This window comes from Marinomonas dokdonensis (assembly GCF_052747885.1).
This window is the reverse complement of record NZ_JBRAND010000003.1, coordinates 428,901-448,949: the sequence shown is the minus strand read 5'-3', so window position 1 is coordinate 448,949 and position 20,049 is coordinate 428,901. Positions and strand designations below refer to the sequence as shown.

The following is a 20,049-nucleotide window of genomic DNA, read 5'->3' as shown; positions in this document are numbered from 1 at the left end:
GCGAATCCTCATAAAGCCAGTGCTTATCGCTTTATGAGGAATTAAGAGGTATTAACGAGTTTTGTGAATAAGACCTTGGATACCAAGCACATAGCCCTGTATGCCCATGCCCACCACAATGCCTGCTGCCACAGGCGAAATATAAGAATGATGACGAAATGCTTCACGGGTATGTACGTTTGAAATATGCACTTCGATCACAGGTACTTCCGCCCCTTTTATCGCGTCATGTAGCGCTACTGAGGTGTGAGTGTAAGCACCTGGGTTAAAGACAACACCGAGCATTTCACCCGCTTTGATACGCTGCCCAGCTTCGTGTATTGCGTCGATCAATACGCCCTCATGGTTTGACTGACGGCACTCTACTTCATGACCGTAGCGTTGCGCTTCTACAGCACACATGGCTTCTACATCGGCTAAGGTTTCGTGGCCATATTGCTCCGGCTCTCGACTCCCTAGTAGATTAAGGTTAGGGCCGTTTAGCACCATGATCTTCGACATTCAACACTCCTCAATTGCTTTGCACTGTCCCATCTGGGCGTAATGATATTGACCCGATAGTCTATACCAAAAAGCTTAACAATACGCTCAGGGTAAAAAATGACAACACTGTTGTCACCAGTAAGGCACTGGCACAGAAGCCTTTCTCTCCATACTCACCAAAAATAATTGGGTAGGAAGTGAACATAGGCATAGCCGCCAATATCACCACCGCAAGTTTTAAATCTTGGTCCATGTTCGGAGTGAATATCAACAAGCATGATGCGATGAGCGGAAACAGCATGAGTTTCACCATGGCCACCAAACCAATTTGGCTTAACTGCCCACGAATGGAGACACCCACCAAAGAGCCACCTATAACAACCAGTGCCGTAGACGCTGCCGCGCCACCTAATAAAGTAAAACTCTGCTGCATGAAGTCTGGTAACTGTAGGCCTAGCAAAGAGAAAACCAATCCGCTTACCACAGACAAGAGTAATGGGTTTGTCACTAGTCGTTTCGCCACGACTATCATGACACCAGCGCCAGAACTTTGGCCATTCGCTTGGCTTTGTCCTTTCATGGTTTCCACAAAAAATAGAAAGATAGGTAAAAACACCACATTCTCGACAATCAAAGCCATGGCAAAGGCTTGAGTTGGAGTATGTTCAAAAGACTGAATAAGAACCGGTAAGCCAATAAAGGCGCTGTTTGGCATACTCCCACCTACACCTCGCACACCAGATAAATCCCAAGGCTGACGAAAGACAAAGCGTGCCGTTAAAATAGTGATACTAAAGGCCAACAGTCCACCCACGGCATATACAAAGATATAATCTAGATCGATCAGATCACGGATGTTCATGCTGGAGAGCTTGGTAAAAATTAGCGCAGGCAAGGCCAAATACAGAATAAAGCGGCTTAAAGATGGCAAGGCTTCGGATGCTAAGAAACCATGACGTACGGCTAAAAACCCTAACAATATTAAAAAGAATATTGGGGCAGTAATGGTTAACATAGCTTCCATGGAAGAATATCCTTGCTAAAAAGCACTATACAATTGAGACGAATTTTTAACTGAAAATAGTTACTAGAAATAAGATCCTTGATAAAGAAGAATCAAGAATACGAATAACCTATTTTGTCATACTAAAAGAAACTTAAATAAGACTCAATCTTAACCAAACATTGCTAAGTGTTTAATTCATCAATATTTTTACATGGGCCTTATTAATTAAAGGAAGTGCACAAGATGCCACAAGATAATCTATCCCAGCGACCATTCATAGGTTTAGGATGCATGAATGTATCCCATGCTTACGGAGAACCATTAGCCGATACACAAGCCATAGCGCTTATTCAACGAGCAGTAGATATGGGCTATCAACATTTTGATACCGCCACTCTTTATGGTGCTGGAAATAATGAAAAAATTGTCGGCAAAGCCCTAAAGTCCAGTCGAGACTCGGTTTTCTTAGCCAGTAAATGCGGTATGGAAAACATCAATGGCAAAAGGCAGATTAATGGCCGCCCCGAAAACTTGCGGCGCCAGTGTGAGGACAGTTTAAAGCGCCTACAAACAGACCATATTGATCTTTATTATCTTCATCGTATGGACAGAGATGTTCCAATTGAAGAGAGTGTCGGCGCTCTGGGTGACTTAGTAAAAGAAGGCAAAATCGGTGCGGTGGGATTATCCGAAGTGTCCGCCACAACACTTACCAAAGCACACAGAGAATTTACCATCAGTGCACTACAGTCTGAGTATTCACTATGGACTCGAAACCCTGAGATAGCAGCACTTGATGCATGCCAGCAACTTGGGGTTATGTTTGTTGCTTTTAGTCCAATAGGGCGAGGATTTTTAAGCAACCAATTGAAAGATATAAATCAATTAGATCGCTCGGATATGCGTCACTCCATGCCTAGATTTTCCCCAGAAAATTTTGAGCAGAACCTACCTTTATTAAATACTTTGCAATCCATGTCCGCTGAACTGGCCTGCACACCGGCTCAGCTGGCTTTAGCTTGGCTAAGCTCAAAAGGTGAACATATTCGCGCCATTCCAGGCAGCCGATCTTTACAGCACATGGAAGAAAATCTGGCTGCGACAAGCATTTCCCTATCATCCCAGCAACTAGATTTACTAGACAATGATATAAATCAAAATAATGTTTACGGGGCACGGTACAATCAAGAACAGCAGCAAGATATTGATACAGAAGAATTTAATTGATACTTAAAAACACCTATTTGTTGCATTAGATAAATATAAATTTAATATATTAGCAGCGGCCCTATCATTCCTTATTTTATGAACATTTATGATAAAAACCTGCCAAATCAGTTACATAAACTTACATCATTAATCTTTGTTTACATCTATATTATCTAGATTAAAATGTAAGGATATTCCTACAACAGCTTCACCATTATTAGAAGGTTGACTATGTTCTTTAGAAAACGTCCAGAGTTAGATGCAGAAACAAAAAATGATACGTTTCTAGAAGATAGCGCTTTTATACAAGCAATGAATAAGTTTTGTGCCACCATCAGCTTCTTGCCCGATGGCACCATACTTGAAGCCAATGAACACTTTCTTAAAGCCTCCGGATATACCCTTGCTGAAATACAAGGTAAAAAACATGTCATTTTCTGCCCAGAAGAAGTGGCACAAAGCACAGAATATAAAAACTTCTGGCCGCAACTAGCCGCAGGTAAAAGCCATCAAGGCACTTTCCAACGCGAGCGCAAAGATGGTTCAGACTTATGGTTGGAAGCTACTTACTTCCCAGTGGAAAGAGATGGCAAAATCGTCAAAGTGGTTAAGATTGCGGCGGATGTTACACAAGCTAAAGAAATGTCCGATCGACAACAAGCTGTTTATTCAGCCATTGACCGCTCTTCTGCAACCATCGAGTTTTTCCCAGACGGCACAATCATTACAGCCAATGAAAATTTCCTTGATACCATGGGCTACGCCCTAAAGGATATAGTCGGACAGCATCACCGTAAGTTCTGTACGGAAGAGTTCTATCAAGAGAATCCAGATTTTTGGAAGCATCTTGAGGAAGGGCATTTTGTTGCGGGCCAATTCGAACGTATAAACAAGCACGGTCGTAGAATTTGGCTGGAAGCCAGCTATAACCCTGTTTTCCATGAAGGCAAAGTGGTCAAAATACTGAAAGTGGCCTCGGATATCAGTAAACGCATTGAAGAGAAGCATGCGATTCAAGACGCGGCAGAAGTTGCTCACTCCACCTCTCTTAAAACCGCTCAAGTATCTGAGAGCGGTGCAGAAATTTTGCGTAGAACGGTTGCGACATCAGATCAAATCGTTGCAGACGTTAGCTCATCTACACACTTGATCGAGCAGTTGCATCAGCAATCAGAAAACATTGCCAAAATTGTTACCACCATTGGCTCTATTGCAGACCAGACGAACCTTCTTGCTCTTAACGCTGCGATTGAAGCGGCCAGAGCGGGTGAGCATGGTCGTGGTTTTGCAGTCGTCGCAGACGAAGTTCGTACTCTAGCGGCGCGCACCAGTACCTCGACCGTTGAAATTGAAGATATGGTGGCTCAGAACAGCGAACTGACTCGTAAGGCGAAAGCCAGTATGGATAAAGTTAGTGAACGATCCAGTGAAAATGCCCAATTAATCAATGAGGCTTCTGGCTTGATCGATGAGATCCTACAGGGCGCTGAGCATGTGACATCAACTGTCACTAAGCTGCTACACAATAAATAACTTCTTTGTCTCACAAAAAAGGCGCTCTAATAAAATTAGAGCGCCTTTTTTTACAAGCTTAAAAGTCTACAACTGAGACAATACATATTCAGCAGAGCTGACTTTGTATTCACCGGGCTCATCTAACCATAACTGTTGCACAATGCCGTTATTAACAAGCATGGCGTATCTAAGGCTACGGATGCCCATTTTTGCGGCTGAAATATCTAATTCAAGGCCAAGAGAGCAAGTAAGTTCTGCTAATCCGTCTGCTGCCATAACTAGGTGTTCAGCATTGTGTGCCTGACCCCATGCATGAACCACAAACACATCATTGACTGTGAGACAGACAATTTCATCAACCCCTTTCTCTTTGATCGCATCATAATGCACCACATAACCTGGTAAGTGGCTGGCACTACAGGTAGGGGTAAATGCGCCTGGCACGGCAAACATAAGCACTGTTTTGCCGTTAAAAAACTCAGTGACATCAAGGGTTTCAGGACCTTCTTCACCCATGATTTGAAACTGCCCATTTGGCAACATATCACCGATTTGAATCGACATTTTTATCTCCTAGCAACTAAGTTGCGCCTATATTACAACAAAGTTAGCGCTAAGGTTGAATGCTTTTAATAGCCTATCCCTTTCTAAACAGTAAATTGTTGCAGCAATGCCTTTTGACGGTCTGCTAATGAGGAAAGCTCTGTACTCCCCGTTTCACTTTGCGCCGCACTCTGAGACACTTGCTCCGACATATCAGCGATGTCATGTATGCTGCGATTAATTTCTTGAGCCACCGCAGACTGTTGACCTGCCGCCGTTGAAATTTGGGTACTTAAGTGGCGAATCTCTTCCATGCACACTTGTAGCTCAGTTAATGACTCACCAACCGAACGAGCATCTTCCACACTGCTGTGGGCGCTTTCACAACTAGTTTGCATACTGAATACGGTTTCTTTAACCCCTTTTTGCAGCTGTGTGATGACACCCTGAATTTCTTCGGTTGAATCATGAGTACGATTTGCCAAAGTTCTCACTTCATCGGCAACTACGGCAAAGCCTCGGCCTTGCTCCCCCGCCCGTGCAGCCTCTATTGCCGCATTCAAGGCCAGCAAATTCGTCTGCTCAGCTATGCCTTGGATCACTTCTAAAATCCGACCAATGCTTTGTGAATATTCATCCAACTGATTAACGACTTGGGTAGATTGCTCAATGTTTTTCACTAAGCTTTCGACTTCAGCAATGTTGCGTTGCATTTTTTGTCGGTTATCCGTTGCTCTTTGGTCAAGATCTTGTATCTGATGGAAGGTAATTTCGGTGTTTTTTTCTACTTCTTGCACCGTCGCCACCATCTCTGTCATTGCCGAAGCAACACTGGTGGTCTGGTCATTTTGCAATGACATCTTGTGCTTAGAATCCGCTGCTAAATTGAGGTTTGATTGTGCCGCATTGGACACATCATTAGCCGCTTGATCTATGTTCTTAATGACTTCTTGTAGGTTATTCACCAACTGATTGACCCAGCGCGACAGTTCACCAAACTCATCTTTACTGGTTACTTCACTACGGCGAGTAAAGTTGCCTTTTGAAATATCGCCTAGTACTGACATGATCTCTGCCAAAGGCTTACGTATGCTTTTACTTACCCATAACGCCACTAACACAGCGATTAAAATAGAGACAACAGAGACAATCCCCATACTTGTCATAGAAAGCCTTGCAACATCTTTCGCTTGCTCTTTCGCTTGGTTGCGCATCACGGTCGTTTCAGCCAGCAATAAAGCTGTGTTATCTACGACCACTTGCATACTACTCGCTAAGCTTTGCGCCAATACTTCAGCGCTAGCAGCCAGGCTAATGTATTCATAGTATTCAGCAACAACGCCTTCCGGGGAAACAACACCATGTTCAACTTCAGCAATAAGTTCGTTTATATTGTCATCGTCTGCGTATGCTTGTTTGGATTTAATACTAGTGATGGTCGAGGCCATTTGTGAGCGGAAGGATTCCAAAGATTCCAACTCATTCTGGTCAAAATAGTCATTCACTGTGACCGCGAGGCTTTCCATTTGACTAAGCATGTAGGAGGCGGCAAATTGGATTTCAGAAGTATCCCCTCCTTCCACAAGAAACCCTAAATCCTCTACCGAGAAGTTTAACGAGTCTTTTAAGTCTAATTTTTCACTTACAATTTTGTTTTGTAATTCCAGCATTCTTTTATGATTAACAAAGGCAACTGCGCTGCTCTCAAAAAAAGCGTTTGCTTGACTGTTAATGTTCGTAAGAGAGTTCAGCATCTCCGGCTGTTCTTGCACTAGCGACATTAGGGTCTTAAAGGCATTCTCATACTCATTACGGTGATGGGTGAAATCCTCTTCCAAACTCGCTAAAGAGTCAGGGGATTTACTCAATAAGTATTGCATCATTGAGGTATTGAGAAAGGCCAACTCATCGCTTACATAATTACTTGTGCTGACAATATCTGTGACTTCTCCCGTAACGACATCAAGTCGAGACTCAAGTTTCGCAATACCTGAAAAACCAGACGCCGCAAGCACTAGCAAAAGTAGCAAAAGCACGCCAAAACCCAGAACAATTCGCTGTATAACAGACAATGACATAATCAATAAGCCTTTAGAAAAAGTTTTCTGCACGGACACCAAGCCACCACCATACAAACCCTGTATTAAAAAATAGTGTCAGTGCAGATAATATAAAAACTAAGGAGCTCTCCGAATGCCCTCAATTTTTAGCTAGCGGCCTACTTGTAAGGGCTATTTGCACGAAATTCATGCACACCCTCTTAATTTCGACCATTTGGTTAACCATGTAAGCACAAAGCATACCGATTTCATTCGAAGGGTCAATCTGGTAAATTAATCATCAACACTTTTGAGCTCGATGATGAAAAATATGGACGCACCCCTTTACGAGAAAATCGCCAACACAATTGAACAGCAAGTTCAGGAAGGCATTTTCCCCGCGGGCGCGAAAATCCCTTCAGTTCGAAAATCCAGTAAGCAAATGGAAGTCAGCGTTGCTACAGTTTTACAGGCCTACAGTTTGCTTGAGGACCGCGGAATTATTAAGGCGCGGCCTCAAAAGGGCTATTTCGTCCAAGAACACTGCCTGACAAAATCCCCTACCATTCCAGACAGCAGCAAAAAAGACACCAGTACCCACGCCCTACTCAGTCGCTTGCTACACGCTTCTCAGGATGAAGACATCATCCAGTTTGGCGCAGCGATTCCTAACAGCCAATTCCTACCAATCCGCCAGCTACAACGTTCCGTAGGGCGGTTAATGCGTTTAGAGCCAGAGATTTGTGCTGCGTATGAGTTTACACCCGGGTCATTAAGCTTGCGTCGACAAATTGCCATTCGCATGCTCGATGCCGGCTGTCAGCTACAACCTGATGATATTGTCATTACCCTTGGTTGTCAGAATGCTTTAATTCTTGCATTACAGGCGGTTGTTCAAGCGGGTGATACTATTGCCATTGAGAGCCCAACCTACCACGGCATCTTGCAAGCAGTGGAAGTGCTTAACCTGAACGTGATTGAAATACCTTGTGACAGTGTGCATGGAATAGACTTAGAGCGATTAAATGATGCTGTTCACAATCAATCTATTAAAGCCTGCATAGTGACGCCCAATAATCAGAACCCGACAGGAGCTACCCTTTCTTCAACTAATCGCAAACGCTTACTAGAATGTGCTGACCAGCATAATTTCATGATCATTGAAGATGATGTTTACGGTGAGCTTGGCTATTTTGCTAAACGTGAAAGAGCGTTAAAAGCTGATGATAAACTCGGAAAAGTTATCTATTGCAGCTCTTTTTCGAAAAGTATTGCGCCAGGATTTCGCATTGGCTGGATCATTGGTGGCAGTTTGCACGCTAAAATCAATCATCTCGCCTATGCCCAATCTCTAGCGATCCCGACTCTTACTCAAACCGCCATCGCAAACTTTTTAGAAAATGGAGCGTACGATAGGCACTTGCGCAAAACTCGGCAAACCTACCAAGAAAACTTACAACACTGCCAACAACTCATTCAGCAGCATTTCCCTGAGGGCACAGAGTTCTCTAGTCCCAAAGGCGGTTTCTTACTTTGGGTAACACTGCCTAAAGAAATAGATGCCATGCAGGTGCACGCCCAAGCCTTAGAAAACAACATTGGCATATTACCCGGCCTAGCCTTCAGCTTGAGTGCAGAGTTCAAGCATCACTTCCGACTGAATTACGCATTGAACTGGGATAACTACTCTGACGCCGCCTTGCGTTTGCTCGGCAAACTTTGTTACCAACAGCTTAAATAAGCCCTAGTATTAGGATAAATCCGTTTTATGGTCTTTATTTTGGACAATTTTGGCGTTTTATTAGTAATACAATTAAAGGCCGTGCACTATATAAGCGAAATCTATAAAAATCATGACGGCTAGGTCAATTTTCATCTGTACAGGCAGAACAAAAAGCGTACAATCGCTCATTCTTTTTTAAACCTTGTGCCGTACTGGCCGATAAATTAATTGTCTAGAATAAAAATTGGCTTGTTTCGATGGAATTTGTTGCACACCCAAATGAACTTCCTTTAAAGCTCACCGCCATTGAGGATCAACACTTTCCTCCGTGTAATAGTGAACGAACTGGATTTGCAGGCATTACCTATTTAACCTCATGTGCTTTTGACAGTGGCGCTTGTGTTGAAGTTACTCTAGAAGAGATTGATCCTAACTTCTGTGTCTGTGGTCGCGTTGCCTGGTGTAATAAAGAAGAAGGCGGTTATCTCATTGCCATCGAATTCCCTACCCAAGAAGCCTGTTATTCCGTACGCATGGTAGAGCAGCTATCCCAGATAGAGCACTATCGACGTCGAGCTAAAAATGAAGGCCGTCGTCTTAATTATAATGAAGCCGCCGCCGAGTGGATTCAAAAGTTCGCCGCACAGTTCCCCGCATTCACCCTATAAAAAGTACACAATTCCCCCATGACTCAAACAATTTCTCAAGGTGATATTGATATCATCACGTCACAGCTTGGCCGAACACCAAGTGGTATCAGCGCTATTGCACATTACTCACCTAATGGCGTTCCTCAAGTCCTAGAAATGGAAACTTGGGTCTTTAATCAGCCCTTCCCAACGTTATATTGGCTATCCAGCAAAGCCATTGATAAAGCACTGGCTAAGATTGAAAGCCAAGGTGTTGTGAAGGAGCTAGAACAGCGCATTAAAGACGATGCAGATTTAAGAGAGGCGCACCACAACTCCCATCGCGACTATATCGCGCGCCGCTGGGATGTTATGCAACCAGAGCACAAGGCAATTATTGAAGAGAAAGGCTTTAAGCCTTTGTTTGAAAAGTTAGGCATCGGCGGCATTGCTAACTGGGATCAAGTACGTTGCTTACACATGCAATATGCTCATCACCTTGCTGGCGATAATGTCATTGGTCGCATTCTAGATGAAGAGTATGGCATACGTGCCATTGCCGACGCAGAGTAACAATTGAAATAGAAAGACGGGGCAGAATTTCTAGTACACCTGTCTTTCTATTTTGTTTTTTCTAGGTAAGCGCGCAATGTTTCGGGTTTTTTAACCTTATGAAGAACCAAGCGGATTTTATTAAAAGCAGCTTGAGCCACTTCTGGTCGCTGTGCGTATGTGGTCAGTGCACCACCCGTCCAGCCCGCTAGTTTAACCATTTCATTTTTGTAGTTATTTCCATTAACTCCGTGACCGCCTAAAGCCATCAAGGCATCTTCAATTTCTAAATAGCTGGGGCGTTCGCCACCAAATTTCATAAAATCTTCTTGTTGTACTTCTGCAAACTGTTTGGACATTAATCGAGCCTTCTAAGAATCAATGGGCAAATGAAGTAAACTTCATTTAAACCCATTAAGCCTTCATGAATCAATACTAGTTACGAGTTCTTACACGCTCTACTGCGTTTTGCCAGCCTTGATATAATCGCTCGCTGGTCGCACTATCAATCTCTGGCTCGAAGGTTTTGTTGGCCTTCCAGAAGTCAGCAACTTCGTCTAGAGACTGGTAAATACCGCACTTTAGTCCCGCTAAGAAAGCCACGCCAAGAGCGGTAGTTTCCGTAATTTCAGGGCGTTCTACGCGAATATCGAGAATATCACTTAAGAACTGCACCACGAGATTGTTCACTACCATGCCGCCATCTACCCGCAACGAATGGAAAACAGCGCCGTCTTGTTGCATCGCTCCCACCAAATCTTTACTTTGATAACAAACAGAGCGTAATCCGGCACTAACAATGTCTTCCACACTGGTATCTCGCGTTAAGCCTATCATGGCACCGCGAGCATCTGGGTCCCAATAAGGCGCTCCAAGTCCAGTAAAAGCGGGCACCAAGTATACTGAGGCATCATTCTTCGCTTGCTGAGCAAGGCGTTGCGTTTCTTTGGCATCCGTAAAGAGTTTTAAACCGTCTCTTAGCCATTGAATGGCAGCCCCCGCCACAAAGATACTGCCCTCAAGCGCATAAGTGACTTCACCATTAATACGGTAGCCAACTGTGGTCAGCAGTTTATGCTGAGAAGTAATAGCCTTGTTACCCGTATTTAAGATCATAAAGCAGCCTGTACCATAGGTGCTTTTGATCATACCGGGCGTAAAGCAAGCTTGGCCCACCAATGCAGCTTGCTGATCCCCAGCGATACCATTGACGGGGATTTCTGCTCCCAGCCATTGAGCATCGATTACGCCAAAATCATCACTACAGTCCATGACTTCTGGCCACTGAACTTCACCAATTCCTAAAACATCAATGAGTTGCTGATCCCATTCTTGGGTATGGATATTGAAAGCCATGGTGCGAGCAGCGTTTGTAGCATCCGTTTTAAAAGACTGCCCATTCGTTAAACGCCATAGTAAAAAGGTATCAACAGTGCCAAATGCCAGACGCCCCGCTTGAGCTTTCTCTTTCGCCCCAGCCACATTGTCTAGCACCCAACGTATCTTGGTGGCAGAAAAGTAAGGGTCAATTAACAGCCCTGTTTTTTCTTGCACCATGCCTGAGTAACCTTGGTCATGCAAAGACTGACAGAATTCACTGGTTCTTCGGTCTTGCCACACAATCGCATTGTAAATGGCTTCGCCTGTTTCTGTGTCCCACAAGATGGTTGTTTCACGCTGGTTAGTGATACCGATACTGGCTACCGATTTGGCATCAATACCTGTATCCTCTAATACTGAACGACACACAGCAATGGTAGAAGACCAGATGTCTTCTGGGTTATGTTCAACCCAACCATCATTAGGAAATATTTGCGGAAATTCTTGCTGGGATTGCCCTATTCGAGCGCCTTTTTCATCGAATAAAATAGCCCGTGAACTGGTCGTTCCTTGATCTATTGCAAGAATATATTGAGTCATGTGGAATTCTCTTTGATGTTGATGGCACTCGAAAACGAGTTGCCTATTATTATTTTTGAACTTCAATATTCAAAATCGAATGTTCCATATTAAAAACCAATGCCTACACCTTTAGCAAGCATAAACATTTTGGAGACGAAAAACCTATGGGACAACTAACTCGCCAAGAGCAAATAGTCATCCTTGTTAAGAACACAGGTTATATTAGTATTGACCAACTTGCTGAGCACTTTGCGGTGACACCACAAACCATACGCCGTGACATAAATGTGTTGGCCAAAGCAAACAAGATTCGTCGACATCATGGGGGGGCCAGCTACGACTCCAGCACAACCAATGTCTCCTACGCTACCCGTCAGATTTTACAACTTTCCGCCAAGCAACAAATCGCCAAGCGCATTGCCGAGCAGATCCCGAATAATGCCTCGCTATTCATCAATATAGGTACCACCACAGAGACAGTAGCCAGAGCGTTATTAAACCACCAGGGCCTCCAAGTCATCACCAACAACCTCAATGTAGCCACCATTTTAAGCGGTAAAGAAGACTTTAACGTGATTATCGCCGGTGGCGCTGTGCGCTCTCGTGATGGCGGTATTATGGGAGAAGCCACCATTGATTTTATCAACCAATTTCGCGTCGACTACGGCATCATTGGCATTAGTGGCATCGACCCAAATGATGGCTCTTTGTTGGACTACGACTACCAAGAAGTGCGTGTTGCTCAAAGCATTATTTCCAATTCCCGTACGGTTTTCTTAGCCGCTGACAGTGAAAAGTTTGGCCGCAATGCAGTGGTGCGTTTAGGTAACCTCACTCAGGTAGATCGCCTTTTCACCGACCTAACGCCCCCTAAAGCCATTATCAACCTTATGTCTGAGCATCAGGTTCACCTAGAGCTCTGTAAAACCAAATAGTTCTTTTCTCCCCTACTTCTCCCTCCAGATGGCAAGCTTTGATCTGGAGGGTTTGCATAGTTTTTCAACAATTTTTCAGGCCCTCTAGGTTGCCAGCAGCATTTTATAAGTTTAATATCGAACAATAATGTTCACTTTCGAACATATCAATATTCATTACTTATGGGGAACGGCATGGCAAACTCGCATTTTGATCTATTTGTTGTCGGTGGCGGCATTAATGGCACAGGTATCGCTGCCGATGCCGCAGGACGCGGATTGCATGTAGGCCTGTGTGAAATGGGAGACTTAGCTCAAGCAACGTCTTCTTCCAGCAGTAAGTTGATTCATGGTGGTCTACGCTACCTAGAGCATTATGAGTTCCGCCTAGTGAAAGAGGCCTTAACAGAACGTGAAGTGCTGTTGAAAGTAGCCCCCCATTTGGTAACGCCAATGCGCTTTCAAATGCCCCATCGCCCACACTTACGTCCTGCTTGGTTAATTCGTATTGGGCTTTTCCTTTACGACAACCTAGGTAAGCGCGACACGCTATTGGGCTCCCATAAGGTTAAATACGGTGCCGATAGCCCTTTAAAATCCGACATTACTCAAGGCTTTGAATATTCAGATTGTTGGGTGGATGACGCTCGCTTAGTGGTCACGAATGCCCTGAGTGCACAGCAAAACAAGGCTCAAATTTACGCTCGTACTCGCTGTACTGGAGCTAAGCGTGTTGATGGCCAATGGCAAATCACTCTAGAAGATCAAATCAGCCAAGAAACCACTACCATTACAGCGAAAGCGCTGGTGAATGCTGCGGGCCCTTGGGTGTCTTCATTCATCGAAACCAAGCTTGAGAAAAAAGCGCCTTATGGCATTCGTATGATTAAGGGTAGCCATATTGTGGTGCCAAGAATTCATCAGTTCTCTAATGCCTTTATCATGCAAAACACGGATAAGCGTATCGTTTTTGCCATTCCTTACCGTGATAACTACACCCTACTTGGCACGACCGATGTGGAGTACAAAGGCAACCCTAGCGATGTAAAAATCTCTGATGAAGAAACCAACTACATTCTCAATGTTGCCAACGATCACTTTAAAAAGGACCTCACCACAGACGACGTGATTTGGCACTATTCAGGTGTCCGTCCGCTGTTAGAAGATGAGTCAAATGACCCATCGGCTGTAACCCGTGATTACACCCTGCATTTGGAAGACGACAACAGCCAAGCGCCATTGCTAAGTATTTTTGGCGGCAAGATCACTACGTATCGCAAGTTAGCCCTATCGGCAATGCGTAAGTTAACCCCTTACTTTGACCAGCTTGGGCCTGAGTGGACCCATAGCCAGCCTTTACCTGGTGGTAAGTTGGACATGTCACTGGAAGCCTTTACCTTATCGCTTCAGCAGAGCTATCCATTTATCGGCTCACATTTAGCGAAGCGTTTTGCCAACAGTTATGGGGACCGCAGCCACCTAATTTTGGAAGGCAAAACAGACCTTACAGAACTTGGTGAGCACTTTGGCGCAGACCTTTACCAAGCCGAAGTGGATTACCTGCTTGAGAAAGAGTGGGCTTACACCAGTGAAGATATTTTATGGCGCCGCAGTAAACTTGGACTGGAGTTCAATCCAGACCAGGTGACACGACTCAGCGATTATATCGCCGCCGCTCAATAAACGAATCTCTACTCCCGCCTAGCCCACTTAAGACATTGTCTAAGTGGGCTTTTTTTGATCTACTAAGGCATTAAAGACGCTTCTGCCGAGATCAAAATGGACTTTTTGTTTGCTGACATTTCCCTCTGGGTTTACCTAGCCTTATTCTGTGTTGCCCTAGTCGCCGGCATTATTGACGCCATCGCTGGCGGCGGTGGTTTAATAACCGTTCCCGCGCTGCTTGCAGCAGGTTTGTCACCCGCAGAAGCCTTAGCGACCAATAAACTGCAAGGTTGTGCTGGCACCTTATCGGCTTCCTATCACTTTGTGCGCAAAGGCCAAGTCAAACTATCCGACATGATATTGCCTATCACCATGACCGCCATTGGTAGTGTATTGGGCACAATCTTAGTGTCTTACATTGACAGCCGATTACTGCTAAAAGCCGTGCCCATTATCCTCATCGGGGTAGCCATATTCTTTTTGTTTTTACCAAAGGTTCAGCCTTACATCGCCAGTAAGGTTGTGCTGTCTAACACCCAATTCGCTCTCATTATTGGCACCAGCATTGGCTTTTACGATGGTCTGATTGGCCCAGGTACGGGTGCTTTTTTCTCCACTGCGTATTTATGTTTTATGGGCTTATCCATTATTTCTGCAACAGCCCATACCAAGGTTCTAAACGCCACCAGCAACCTAGCCTCTCTTATTATGTTCACCTTTACCGGCCACATTGTTTGGATGCTAGGGATCGCCATGGGCATAGGCCAGTGGATCGGTGCTCAAATCGGCTCACAATTAGTGATCACCAAGGGTTCTAAATTGATTCGCCCTCTGGTGATTTTTATGTGCTTAGCCATGTCCATAAAACTCTTGATGGACGCCTAACACGCGTTTATTAGCACCTAGTACAAACATTTTTTCGCACGAGTTTTGCGCATAACCATGTGCGTTTTCATCCTTTGTAAAAGCCCTAGTATCTGTACTAGAGTGGTGCTTATCGCTCATTGACCTAATTTGGAAAGTCCTATGCATCAGACAGAATTTTTTTCGGCTTTATGGCAGCAATACACCCAAGTCACGCCACAAGCCCAGCGCATTCAAACTCTATTTGAACAGCAGGGAGAGTCTGTCTTAAATGACCATGTTGCCTTTCGTACCTTTAATCAGTCGCCTATTTCCTTGGAAGTACTGGAAGGCCAACTGATCGCATTAGGCTATATTGCCTACGGTGCTTTCCGTTTTGAAACCAAGCACTTGCGTGCTCGTTGTTATAAACATCAAACCGATAACAAAGCCCCTAAGGTTTTCCTTTCAGAACTTTTAGTCGAAGAATTACCTCAAGATTGCCAAGACATCATTCAAAACCTAATCGCACAGATCCCTAAAGATGTGGTCAAAACACCGGCGATTTTCTGGGCGGGATTGTTGTGGGAGAAGCTTTCTGAGCAAGACTACTTAACGCTAACCGAGCACTCCGAATATGCAGCTTGGTTATCCACCATGGGATTACAAGCCAACCACTTCACCGTCAGCATTAACCACCTAAAGAATTTCACAAGCATTCAACAAGTGAACCAATTGTTGTTAGATGAAGGCTATGTGCTTAATCAGGTAGGAGGCTTAATTAAGGGTTCTCCAGAGTCCTGCTTAGAACAATCGTCTACCTTGGCCGATAAAATACATTACGTGTTTGGTGACGGCCAAAGCCGAGAAATCCCTAGCTGTTTTTATGAATTTGCTCGTCGTCACCCTCAAGCGGATGGCAGCCTATTCGACAGCTTCATCGAAGGTAATGCAGACAAAATCTTCGATTCAACAAACTCCTAAGTAAAGGACGACACAGAGCCTCTTTTTAAAGTGTGCTCTGTGTTTTAAATACTATTCCTTACGCTCACTCCGTTTTTGTAACCCATTGGAACCCCTTCACTATTGCCGCTGGCGAGGAAGTTAAAACTCCCTCTTCAGAAACCTGTTATAAGTGCTTTGAACGCCTTCTGAACTATGTACCGATTCCGTTCGGCGTGTATAATGCTGGCAGTTTTAATACAGGTCTTAACTATTATGATGAATCAATTTCTTGAATTTTCGATGAACCACTGGGAAATGGTGGCGGTTTTTTTCGCTATCCTAGCCACTTTACTATTTGTTGAGAGCAAAGGCGGCGCTCAAGGTGTTAGCCCATCGACAGCAACCACCATGATCAATAATGACGATGCCATTGTGGTCGATATTCGTCCTGAAAAAGAGTTTAAAACAGGGCATATTACTGGCGCGAAAAATGTTCCAGCAACAAAAATGAAAGATCAATTATCTAGCCTTGAAAGTTACAAAGACACCCCCATCATTTTAACTTGTAAGACTGGTATCAATGCTGGTACCAGTGCAAAAGAAATGAAAAAAGCGGGTTTCAATAAAGTATTCAAACTACAGGGCGGCATTGCTGAATGGCAATCTTCTAACATGCCTCTTGTAAAATCTTAAGAGGGTTAGATTTCGCCATGGCAAATGTCACAATTTATTCAAGTAATTACTGCCCTTTCTGCATTAGAGCAAAACAGCTTTTGAGTTCGAAAAAAGTGAAGTTTCACGAAATTAATGTAGATGGTAAGCCTTCCGCACGTGCAGAAATGACTCAAAAAAGTGGCCGTACTTCCGTTCCACAAATCTGGATCGACAACCTGCATGTTGGCGGCTGTGATGATTTGTATGCGCTTCAACATGCTAACAAACTGGATGATTTACTGGCCAAGTAATTGCTCTAATGAGTGCTTGGCGTAAGATCGAATTATTTATATAACACTATAGGATGAATCATGTCTGACACGACGACTGCAGCAACAGAAACACAAGAACAGCAAGCGCCACAACTGTCTTTACAGCGTGTGTTCTTAAAAGATATCTCTTTTGAATCACCACGTTCTCCAATGATCTTCCAAGAAGAGTGGAAACCTGAAGTTGGCTTAGAACTAAATACAAAGAGCCGTCAGGTTGGTGAAAACGTTTATGAAGTCGTCCTAGAGATTACTGTTAACGTTAAAAACGGCGACGAGCCAGCTTACCTAGTAGAAGTACAACAAGGTGGTTTGTTTGTCATTGCCGGTCTTGATGACCAACAACTACACCACGCGCTAGGTGCTTTCTGCCCAGCGACACTTTTCCCATACGCTCGTGAAAACATCGATGCGGTAGTGGTTAAAGGTAGTTTCCCTGCAGTATTGCTAGCGCCAATCAACTTCGACGCCTTGTACCTAGAAAGCTTACAAAAGCAGCAAGCCGCTCAAACTGAGCAGTAATACGCAGCCAATAGCTTGATATAAAATCCAAAAGGGGGCTTTGTAAGTCCCCTTTTTCATTGCTGCACATATGGGGTACAGTGTGTAAAGCTAGGTTAAGGAAAGGCCCATGAAAAAACGAAAAAAAACCTGCTCCTATTGCCTTAAAGTAAGATGGTTCGTACTCTATCTGGCTTGCATAGCTCTGATTGGGCTATTGGTTGCAAATCGATTTTTAAGCTAAGGAAGCGGACGTGAAGCAGGCGGCACTTTGGATTCTTATACTTTTCCTGACAGGTTGTTCAACCTATCAGCAAGACATAGAAAAAGGCCTAACGTTAGCCAAAGAAGGCGACTGGCAAGAGGCAGAAAGTCGCCTAGATTCCGTCCTGAGCAATTCCCAAGATCAACTCCTCTACTATTTAGAAATTGGTGCCTTGGCACAAAACCAAGGCGACTACGAAAGAAGTAACACGCTTTTGGAAGAGGCAGAAAAACTCAGCGACACCTTCTTCCAAGAAAACTACAGCAATCGGGCCTGGGCACTGCTGACCAACCCAAGACAAAGTGACTATCGCGGCACGGGCTTAGAGCGCGTGTATATTAGTTACTTAAAATCCCTCAATTATATCGCCCTTGCAAAACAAGCGAAAACTTCATCTCAAGCCTTAGTCTTACAAGATGCCGCTCTTGTCGAAGTACGTCGTATTGAACTAAAACTCAATGAAATCAAAGCTCAAACCCCGAGTTATCAAGATTTAGACGATGCAGAAAATCAAGCCTTTTACCTCAAAGCACTTAGCTGGTTAGGGGACTTTTATAAAGGCGGACGTAATACCGATAAATACCTTTACCGTGATGATGCCTGGGCTCGTTATATGGAAGGCCTACAATATGAATTGCAAGCAGAATACGACGATGCACGCATTAGTTATCAAGCGGCGGCTAACCTCTATGAAGCGGGTTATGCCCAGCAATATAGCCTCTCGGATTTAACCACTGAAAGAGCTTGGCTAGACACCATTCGGATGATGCAAAAAACAGGCTGGAGTAGCGATGAGGTACAACGTCTAATCGATAGCAAGCTCTCAGCGAGTATGCAGCAAAAGCTCAATAGTTACCAAGTCGACACCGCCGAAATGGTCGTACTTGAGCATCAAGGCTTTATCGAAGATAAAAGTGAAATGACCTTGTTGCTCAGTGCTGACCCACGCAGCTACTCTTTAGTATTACAACCGCTACACGGTGGTAATAACATTGAGCAAAACGACTCATTTCGTTGGTTTACCATGGCTTATGCGGACATTAGCCCGTTGAACCTTATCGCCAACTATAAAACTGGCGGCGCTTGGGGCAGCTTTACTGGTCTATTTACCAAACGAGTTATTTTGGGCAGCGGTATCTGGCGACAACTGCAAGACATACATATAGAAAGCTTACTATTCCAGTACCCTGTGCGAGTCACCGTACCCTTTTATCGCCGTTTCCAACTAGACAACCACCAACCTAGCTTACGTTTAACAGGAACTCTTTCGAATAAAGAAGCATCAAATACTTCCACAATAAGAATGACCTCTTTGTCTGATATCGCCTTACAAGAGCAACTGGCCTACGCCCAAAGGGATATTTATGAGGGCCTATTGCGAGAGCTCATCCGAAGCTGGCTAGCTTATCGCCTTGCCAATAGCGTTCAGGACAGCACCGCAAGCTTATTATTAAGCCTTGCAGGGCAAGTGGCGGTTTTTGCATCCTCTGCTGCAGATACCCGTAATTGGCTGACCTTGCCAGCGCAAATTCGCTTAACCCGTACGCCTGTGTCTGCAGGGGATTACAATCCAGAATATAGTGTGAACGGTAAACAATTTTCCCTAGGTGATCTTCACCTTAAAGAAAATCAAATTGAAGTTTGGAACTTGCGAAATCCTAATTAAGCTTTCAAAATTAACCGCCTTCTTTAGGCATAACGAATAAGGAAATAGACATGAGTATCCCAATGTTTAGTAAGTCACAATGGAAAGGCCTACTTGTTATGGCCCTTGCGACTGTATTAGTCGCCTGTTCAAGCGGTGGTGTTAAGCGACTGGATAACAATGAAGAAGTCGCCCTTTCGGATCGCTGGAACGATACCGACTCGCGCTTAGTCTCTGAAGAGATGATGGGCGACATGCTCACGTTCCCATGGTTCCGTGACTACAACTTTAGTCAAAAAGGTAACCCTACGGTTATCATTCAAACCATTCGCAACAAGACCTCAGAACACATTCCTGTTGATACCTTCATCAATGATATAAAACGTAGCCTACTGCGCGCCGGTAAAGTGGACTTTGTTGTCTCTGGTGAAGAGCGCGAAGAAATCCGCAATGAGCGTGAAGAACAAGAATTGAATGCCGCACCAGATACGGTTGCAAAATTCGGCTTAGAGCAAGGTGCTGGGTTCGCACTATCGGGCAGCATTAACTCCATTGTTGATTCAAATGGCGATCAACGTGTGAGCTTCTATCAAGTCGATTTAAAACTGATTGATATGACCACTAACCGCGAAGTATGGAATGGTCAGAAGAAAATCAAAAAACTGGCTGATAAAGGATTCTTTTAAG

20 protein-coding genes are annotated in these 20,049 nt (G+C 44.2%); 14 read left to right on the top strand and 6 right to left on the bottom strand.

The window, feature by feature from the left end:
- Positions 1-51: 51 nt before the first annotated feature.
- Together aroQ and ACUM5Y_RS09910 are read right to left on the bottom strand one after the other, a co-directional pair.
- Positions 52-501, bottom strand: coding sequence for a type II 3-dehydroquinate dehydratase (gene aroQ / locus ACUM5Y_RS09915; RefSeq protein ID WP_445976717.1), 450 nt, complete (start codon positions 499-501; stop codon positions 52-54).
- Between the two features lie 61 nt (positions 502-562).
- Positions 563-1,507 carry an AEC family transporter gene (locus ACUM5Y_RS09910; RefSeq protein ID WP_445976716.1) on the bottom strand — a complete coding sequence of 315 codons (945 nt, stop codon included), beginning with the start codon at positions 1,505-1,507 and terminating at the stop codon, positions 563-565.
- A 225-nt stretch (positions 1,508-1,732) separates the two neighbouring features.
- Here ACUM5Y_RS09910 and ACUM5Y_RS09905 point away from each other — a divergent pair, with 225 nt between their 5' ends.
- Together ACUM5Y_RS09905 and ACUM5Y_RS09900 are read left to right on the top strand one after the other, a co-directional pair.
- Positions 1,733-2,716 carry an aldo/keto reductase gene (locus tag ACUM5Y_RS09905; protein ID WP_445976715.1) on the top strand — a complete coding sequence of 328 codons (984 nt, stop codon included), beginning with the start codon at positions 1,733-1,735 and terminating at the stop codon, positions 2,714-2,716.
- 213 nt (positions 2,717-2,929) lie between these two features.
- Positions 2,930-4,231, top strand: a complete 1,302-nt coding sequence (locus ACUM5Y_RS09900) for a methyl-accepting chemotaxis protein (protein WP_445976714.1) — start codon at positions 2,930-2,932, stop codon at positions 4,229-4,231.
- 66 nt (positions 4,232-4,297) lie between these two features.
- Here the strand turns inward: ACUM5Y_RS09900 and ACUM5Y_RS09895 are convergent, their stop codons facing one another.
- The gene (locus ACUM5Y_RS09895) at positions 4,298-4,777 is read right to left on the bottom strand and encodes a peroxiredoxin (RefSeq protein ID WP_445976713.1); all 480 of its coding nucleotides are present in this window, start codon (positions 4,775-4,777) and stop codon (positions 4,298-4,300) included.
- A gap of 83 nt (positions 4,778-4,860) precedes the next feature.
- Positions 4,861-6,867, bottom strand: a complete 2,007-nt coding sequence (locus ACUM5Y_RS09890; protein WP_445976712.1) for a methyl-accepting chemotaxis protein — start codon at positions 6,865-6,867, stop codon at positions 4,861-4,863.
- Between the two features lie 259 nt (positions 6,868-7,126).
- Here ACUM5Y_RS09890 and ACUM5Y_RS09885 point away from each other — a divergent pair, with 259 nt between their 5' ends.
- The 3 genes from ACUM5Y_RS09885 (at position 7,127) to ACUM5Y_RS09875 (ending at position 9,720) form a co-directional block, all read left to right on the top strand.
- Positions 7,127-8,536 carry an aminotransferase-like domain-containing protein gene (locus ACUM5Y_RS09885; RefSeq protein ID WP_445976711.1) on the top strand — a complete coding sequence of 470 codons (1,410 nt, stop codon included), beginning with the start codon at positions 7,127-7,129 and terminating at the stop codon, positions 8,534-8,536.
- Positions 8,537-8,775: 239 nt separating this feature from the next.
- Complete coding sequence (locus tag ACUM5Y_RS09880; RefSeq protein ID WP_445976710.1) at positions 8,776-9,186, top strand: energy transducer TonB; 411 nt, start codon at positions 8,776-8,778, stop codon at positions 9,184-9,186.
- Positions 9,187-9,204: 18 nt separating this feature from the next.
- Positions 9,205-9,720: a DUF501 domain-containing protein gene (locus ACUM5Y_RS09875; protein ID WP_445976709.1), complete on the top strand. Its 516-nt coding sequence runs from the start codon at positions 9,205-9,207 to the stop codon at positions 9,718-9,720.
- A gap of 47 nt (positions 9,721-9,767) precedes the next feature.
- Here the strand turns inward: ACUM5Y_RS09875 and ACUM5Y_RS09870 are convergent, their stop codons facing one another.
- Positions 9,768-10,058: a hypothetical protein gene (locus tag ACUM5Y_RS09870; protein ID WP_445976708.1), complete on the bottom strand. Its 291-nt coding sequence runs from the start codon at positions 10,056-10,058 to the stop codon at positions 9,768-9,770.
- A 76-nt stretch (positions 10,059-10,134) separates the two neighbouring features.
- On the bottom strand, positions 10,135-11,619 hold the full coding sequence (gene glpK / locus ACUM5Y_RS09865) for a glycerol kinase GlpK (protein WP_445976707.1): 1,485 nt from the start codon (positions 11,617-11,619) through the stop codon (positions 10,135-10,137).
- A gap of 146 nt (positions 11,620-11,765) precedes the next feature.
- On the opposite strand from glpK, the gene ACUM5Y_RS09860 reads away from it, so the two are divergent.
- The 9 genes from ACUM5Y_RS09860 (at position 11,766) to ACUM5Y_RS09820 (ending at position 20,048) form a co-directional block, all read left to right on the top strand.
- Positions 11,766-12,536: a DeoR/GlpR family transcriptional regulator gene (locus tag ACUM5Y_RS09860; RefSeq protein ID WP_445976706.1), complete on the top strand. Its 771-nt coding sequence runs from the start codon at positions 11,766-11,768 to the stop codon at positions 12,534-12,536.
- A gap of 174 nt (positions 12,537-12,710) precedes the next feature.
- Positions 12,711-14,198, top strand: a complete 1,488-nt coding sequence (gene glpD / locus ACUM5Y_RS09855; protein ID WP_445976705.1) for a glycerol-3-phosphate dehydrogenase — start codon at positions 12,711-12,713, stop codon at positions 14,196-14,198.
- A 96-nt stretch (positions 14,199-14,294) separates the two neighbouring features.
- Positions 14,295-15,065 (top strand): TSUP family transporter, encoded by a 771-nt coding sequence (locus tag ACUM5Y_RS09850; protein ID WP_445976704.1) that lies wholly within the window; start codon positions 14,295-14,297, stop codon positions 15,063-15,065.
- Positions 15,066-15,206: 141 nt separating this feature from the next.
- Positions 15,207-16,007 carry a DUF1338 domain-containing protein gene (locus ACUM5Y_RS09845; protein WP_445976703.1) on the top strand — a complete coding sequence of 267 codons (801 nt, stop codon included), beginning with the start codon at positions 15,207-15,209 and terminating at the stop codon, positions 16,005-16,007.
- A gap of 234 nt (positions 16,008-16,241) precedes the next feature.
- On the top strand, positions 16,242-16,661 hold the full coding sequence (locus tag ACUM5Y_RS09840) for a rhodanese-like domain-containing protein (RefSeq protein ID WP_445976702.1): 420 nt from the start codon (positions 16,242-16,244) through the stop codon (positions 16,659-16,661).
- Between the two features lie 17 nt (positions 16,662-16,678).
- The gene (gene grxC / locus ACUM5Y_RS09835; RefSeq protein ID WP_445976701.1) at positions 16,679-16,933 is read left to right on the top strand and encodes a glutaredoxin 3; all 255 of its coding nucleotides are present in this window, start codon (positions 16,679-16,681) and stop codon (positions 16,931-16,933) included.
- Positions 16,934-16,993: 60 nt separating this feature from the next.
- The gene (secB, locus tag ACUM5Y_RS09830; protein ID WP_445976700.1) at positions 16,994-17,473 is read left to right on the top strand and encodes a protein-export chaperone SecB; all 480 of its coding nucleotides are present in this window, start codon (positions 16,994-16,996) and stop codon (positions 17,471-17,473) included.
- Between the two features lie 233 nt (positions 17,474-17,706).
- Complete coding sequence (locus ACUM5Y_RS09825) at positions 17,707-19,383, top strand: COG3014 family protein (protein ID WP_445976699.1); 1,677 nt, start codon at positions 17,707-17,709, stop codon at positions 19,381-19,383.
- 62 nt (positions 19,384-19,445) lie between these two features.
- Positions 19,446-20,048 carry a penicillin-binding protein activator LpoB gene (locus ACUM5Y_RS09820; protein ID WP_445976884.1) on the top strand — a complete coding sequence of 201 codons (603 nt, stop codon included), beginning with the start codon at positions 19,446-19,448 and terminating at the stop codon, positions 20,046-20,048.
- Position 20,049 lies beyond the last annotated feature (1 nt).

Coding starts and splice junctions, on each gene's coding strand:
- aroQ (WP_445976717.1), bottom strand. CDS start 501: ATGTCGAAGATCATGGTGCTAAACGGCCCTAACCTTAATCTACTAGGG.
- ACUM5Y_RS09910 (WP_445976716.1), bottom strand. CDS start 1,507: ATGGAAGCTATGTTAACCATTACTGCCCCAATATTCTTTTTAATATTG.
- ACUM5Y_RS09905 (WP_445976715.1), top strand. CDS start 1,733: ATGCCACAAGATAATCTATCCCAGCGACCATTCATAGGTTTAGGATGC.
- ACUM5Y_RS09900 (WP_445976714.1), top strand. CDS start 2,930: ATGTTCTTTAGAAAACGTCCAGAGTTAGATGCAGAAACAAAAAATGAT.
- ACUM5Y_RS09895 (WP_445976713.1), bottom strand. CDS start 4,777: ATGTCGATTCAAATCGGTGATATGTTGCCAAATGGGCAGTTTCAAATC.
- ACUM5Y_RS09885 (WP_445976711.1), top strand. CDS start 7,127: ATGGACGCACCCCTTTACGAGAAAATCGCCAACACAATTGAACAGCAA.
- ACUM5Y_RS09880 (WP_445976710.1), top strand. CDS start 8,776: ATGGAATTTGTTGCACACCCAAATGAACTTCCTTTAAAGCTCACCGCC.
- ACUM5Y_RS09875 (WP_445976709.1), top strand. CDS start 9,205: ATGACTCAAACAATTTCTCAAGGTGATATTGATATCATCACGTCACAG.
- ACUM5Y_RS09870 (WP_445976708.1), bottom strand. CDS start 10,058: ATGTCCAAACAGTTTGCAGAAGTACAACAAGAAGATTTTATGAAATTT.
- glpK (WP_445976707.1), bottom strand. CDS start 11,619: ATGACTCAATATATTCTTGCAATAGATCAAGGAACGACCAGTTCACGG.
- ACUM5Y_RS09860 (WP_445976706.1), top strand. CDS start 11,766: ATGGGACAACTAACTCGCCAAGAGCAAATAGTCATCCTTGTTAAGAAC.
- glpD (WP_445976705.1), top strand. CDS start 12,711: ATGGCAAACTCGCATTTTGATCTATTTGTTGTCGGTGGCGGCATTAAT.
- ACUM5Y_RS09850 (WP_445976704.1), top strand. CDS start 14,295: ATGGACTTTTTGTTTGCTGACATTTCCCTCTGGGTTTACCTAGCCTTA.
- ACUM5Y_RS09845 (WP_445976703.1), top strand. CDS start 15,207: ATGCATCAGACAGAATTTTTTTCGGCTTTATGGCAGCAATACACCCAA.
- ACUM5Y_RS09840 (WP_445976702.1), top strand. CDS start 16,242: ATGATGAATCAATTTCTTGAATTTTCGATGAACCACTGGGAAATGGTG.
- grxC (WP_445976701.1), top strand. CDS start 16,679: ATGGCAAATGTCACAATTTATTCAAGTAATTACTGCCCTTTCTGCATT.
- secB (WP_445976700.1), top strand. CDS start 16,994: ATGTCTGACACGACGACTGCAGCAACAGAAACACAAGAACAGCAAGCG.
- ACUM5Y_RS09820 (WP_445976884.1), top strand. CDS start 19,446: ATGTTTAGTAAGTCACAATGGAAAGGCCTACTTGTTATGGCCCTTGCG.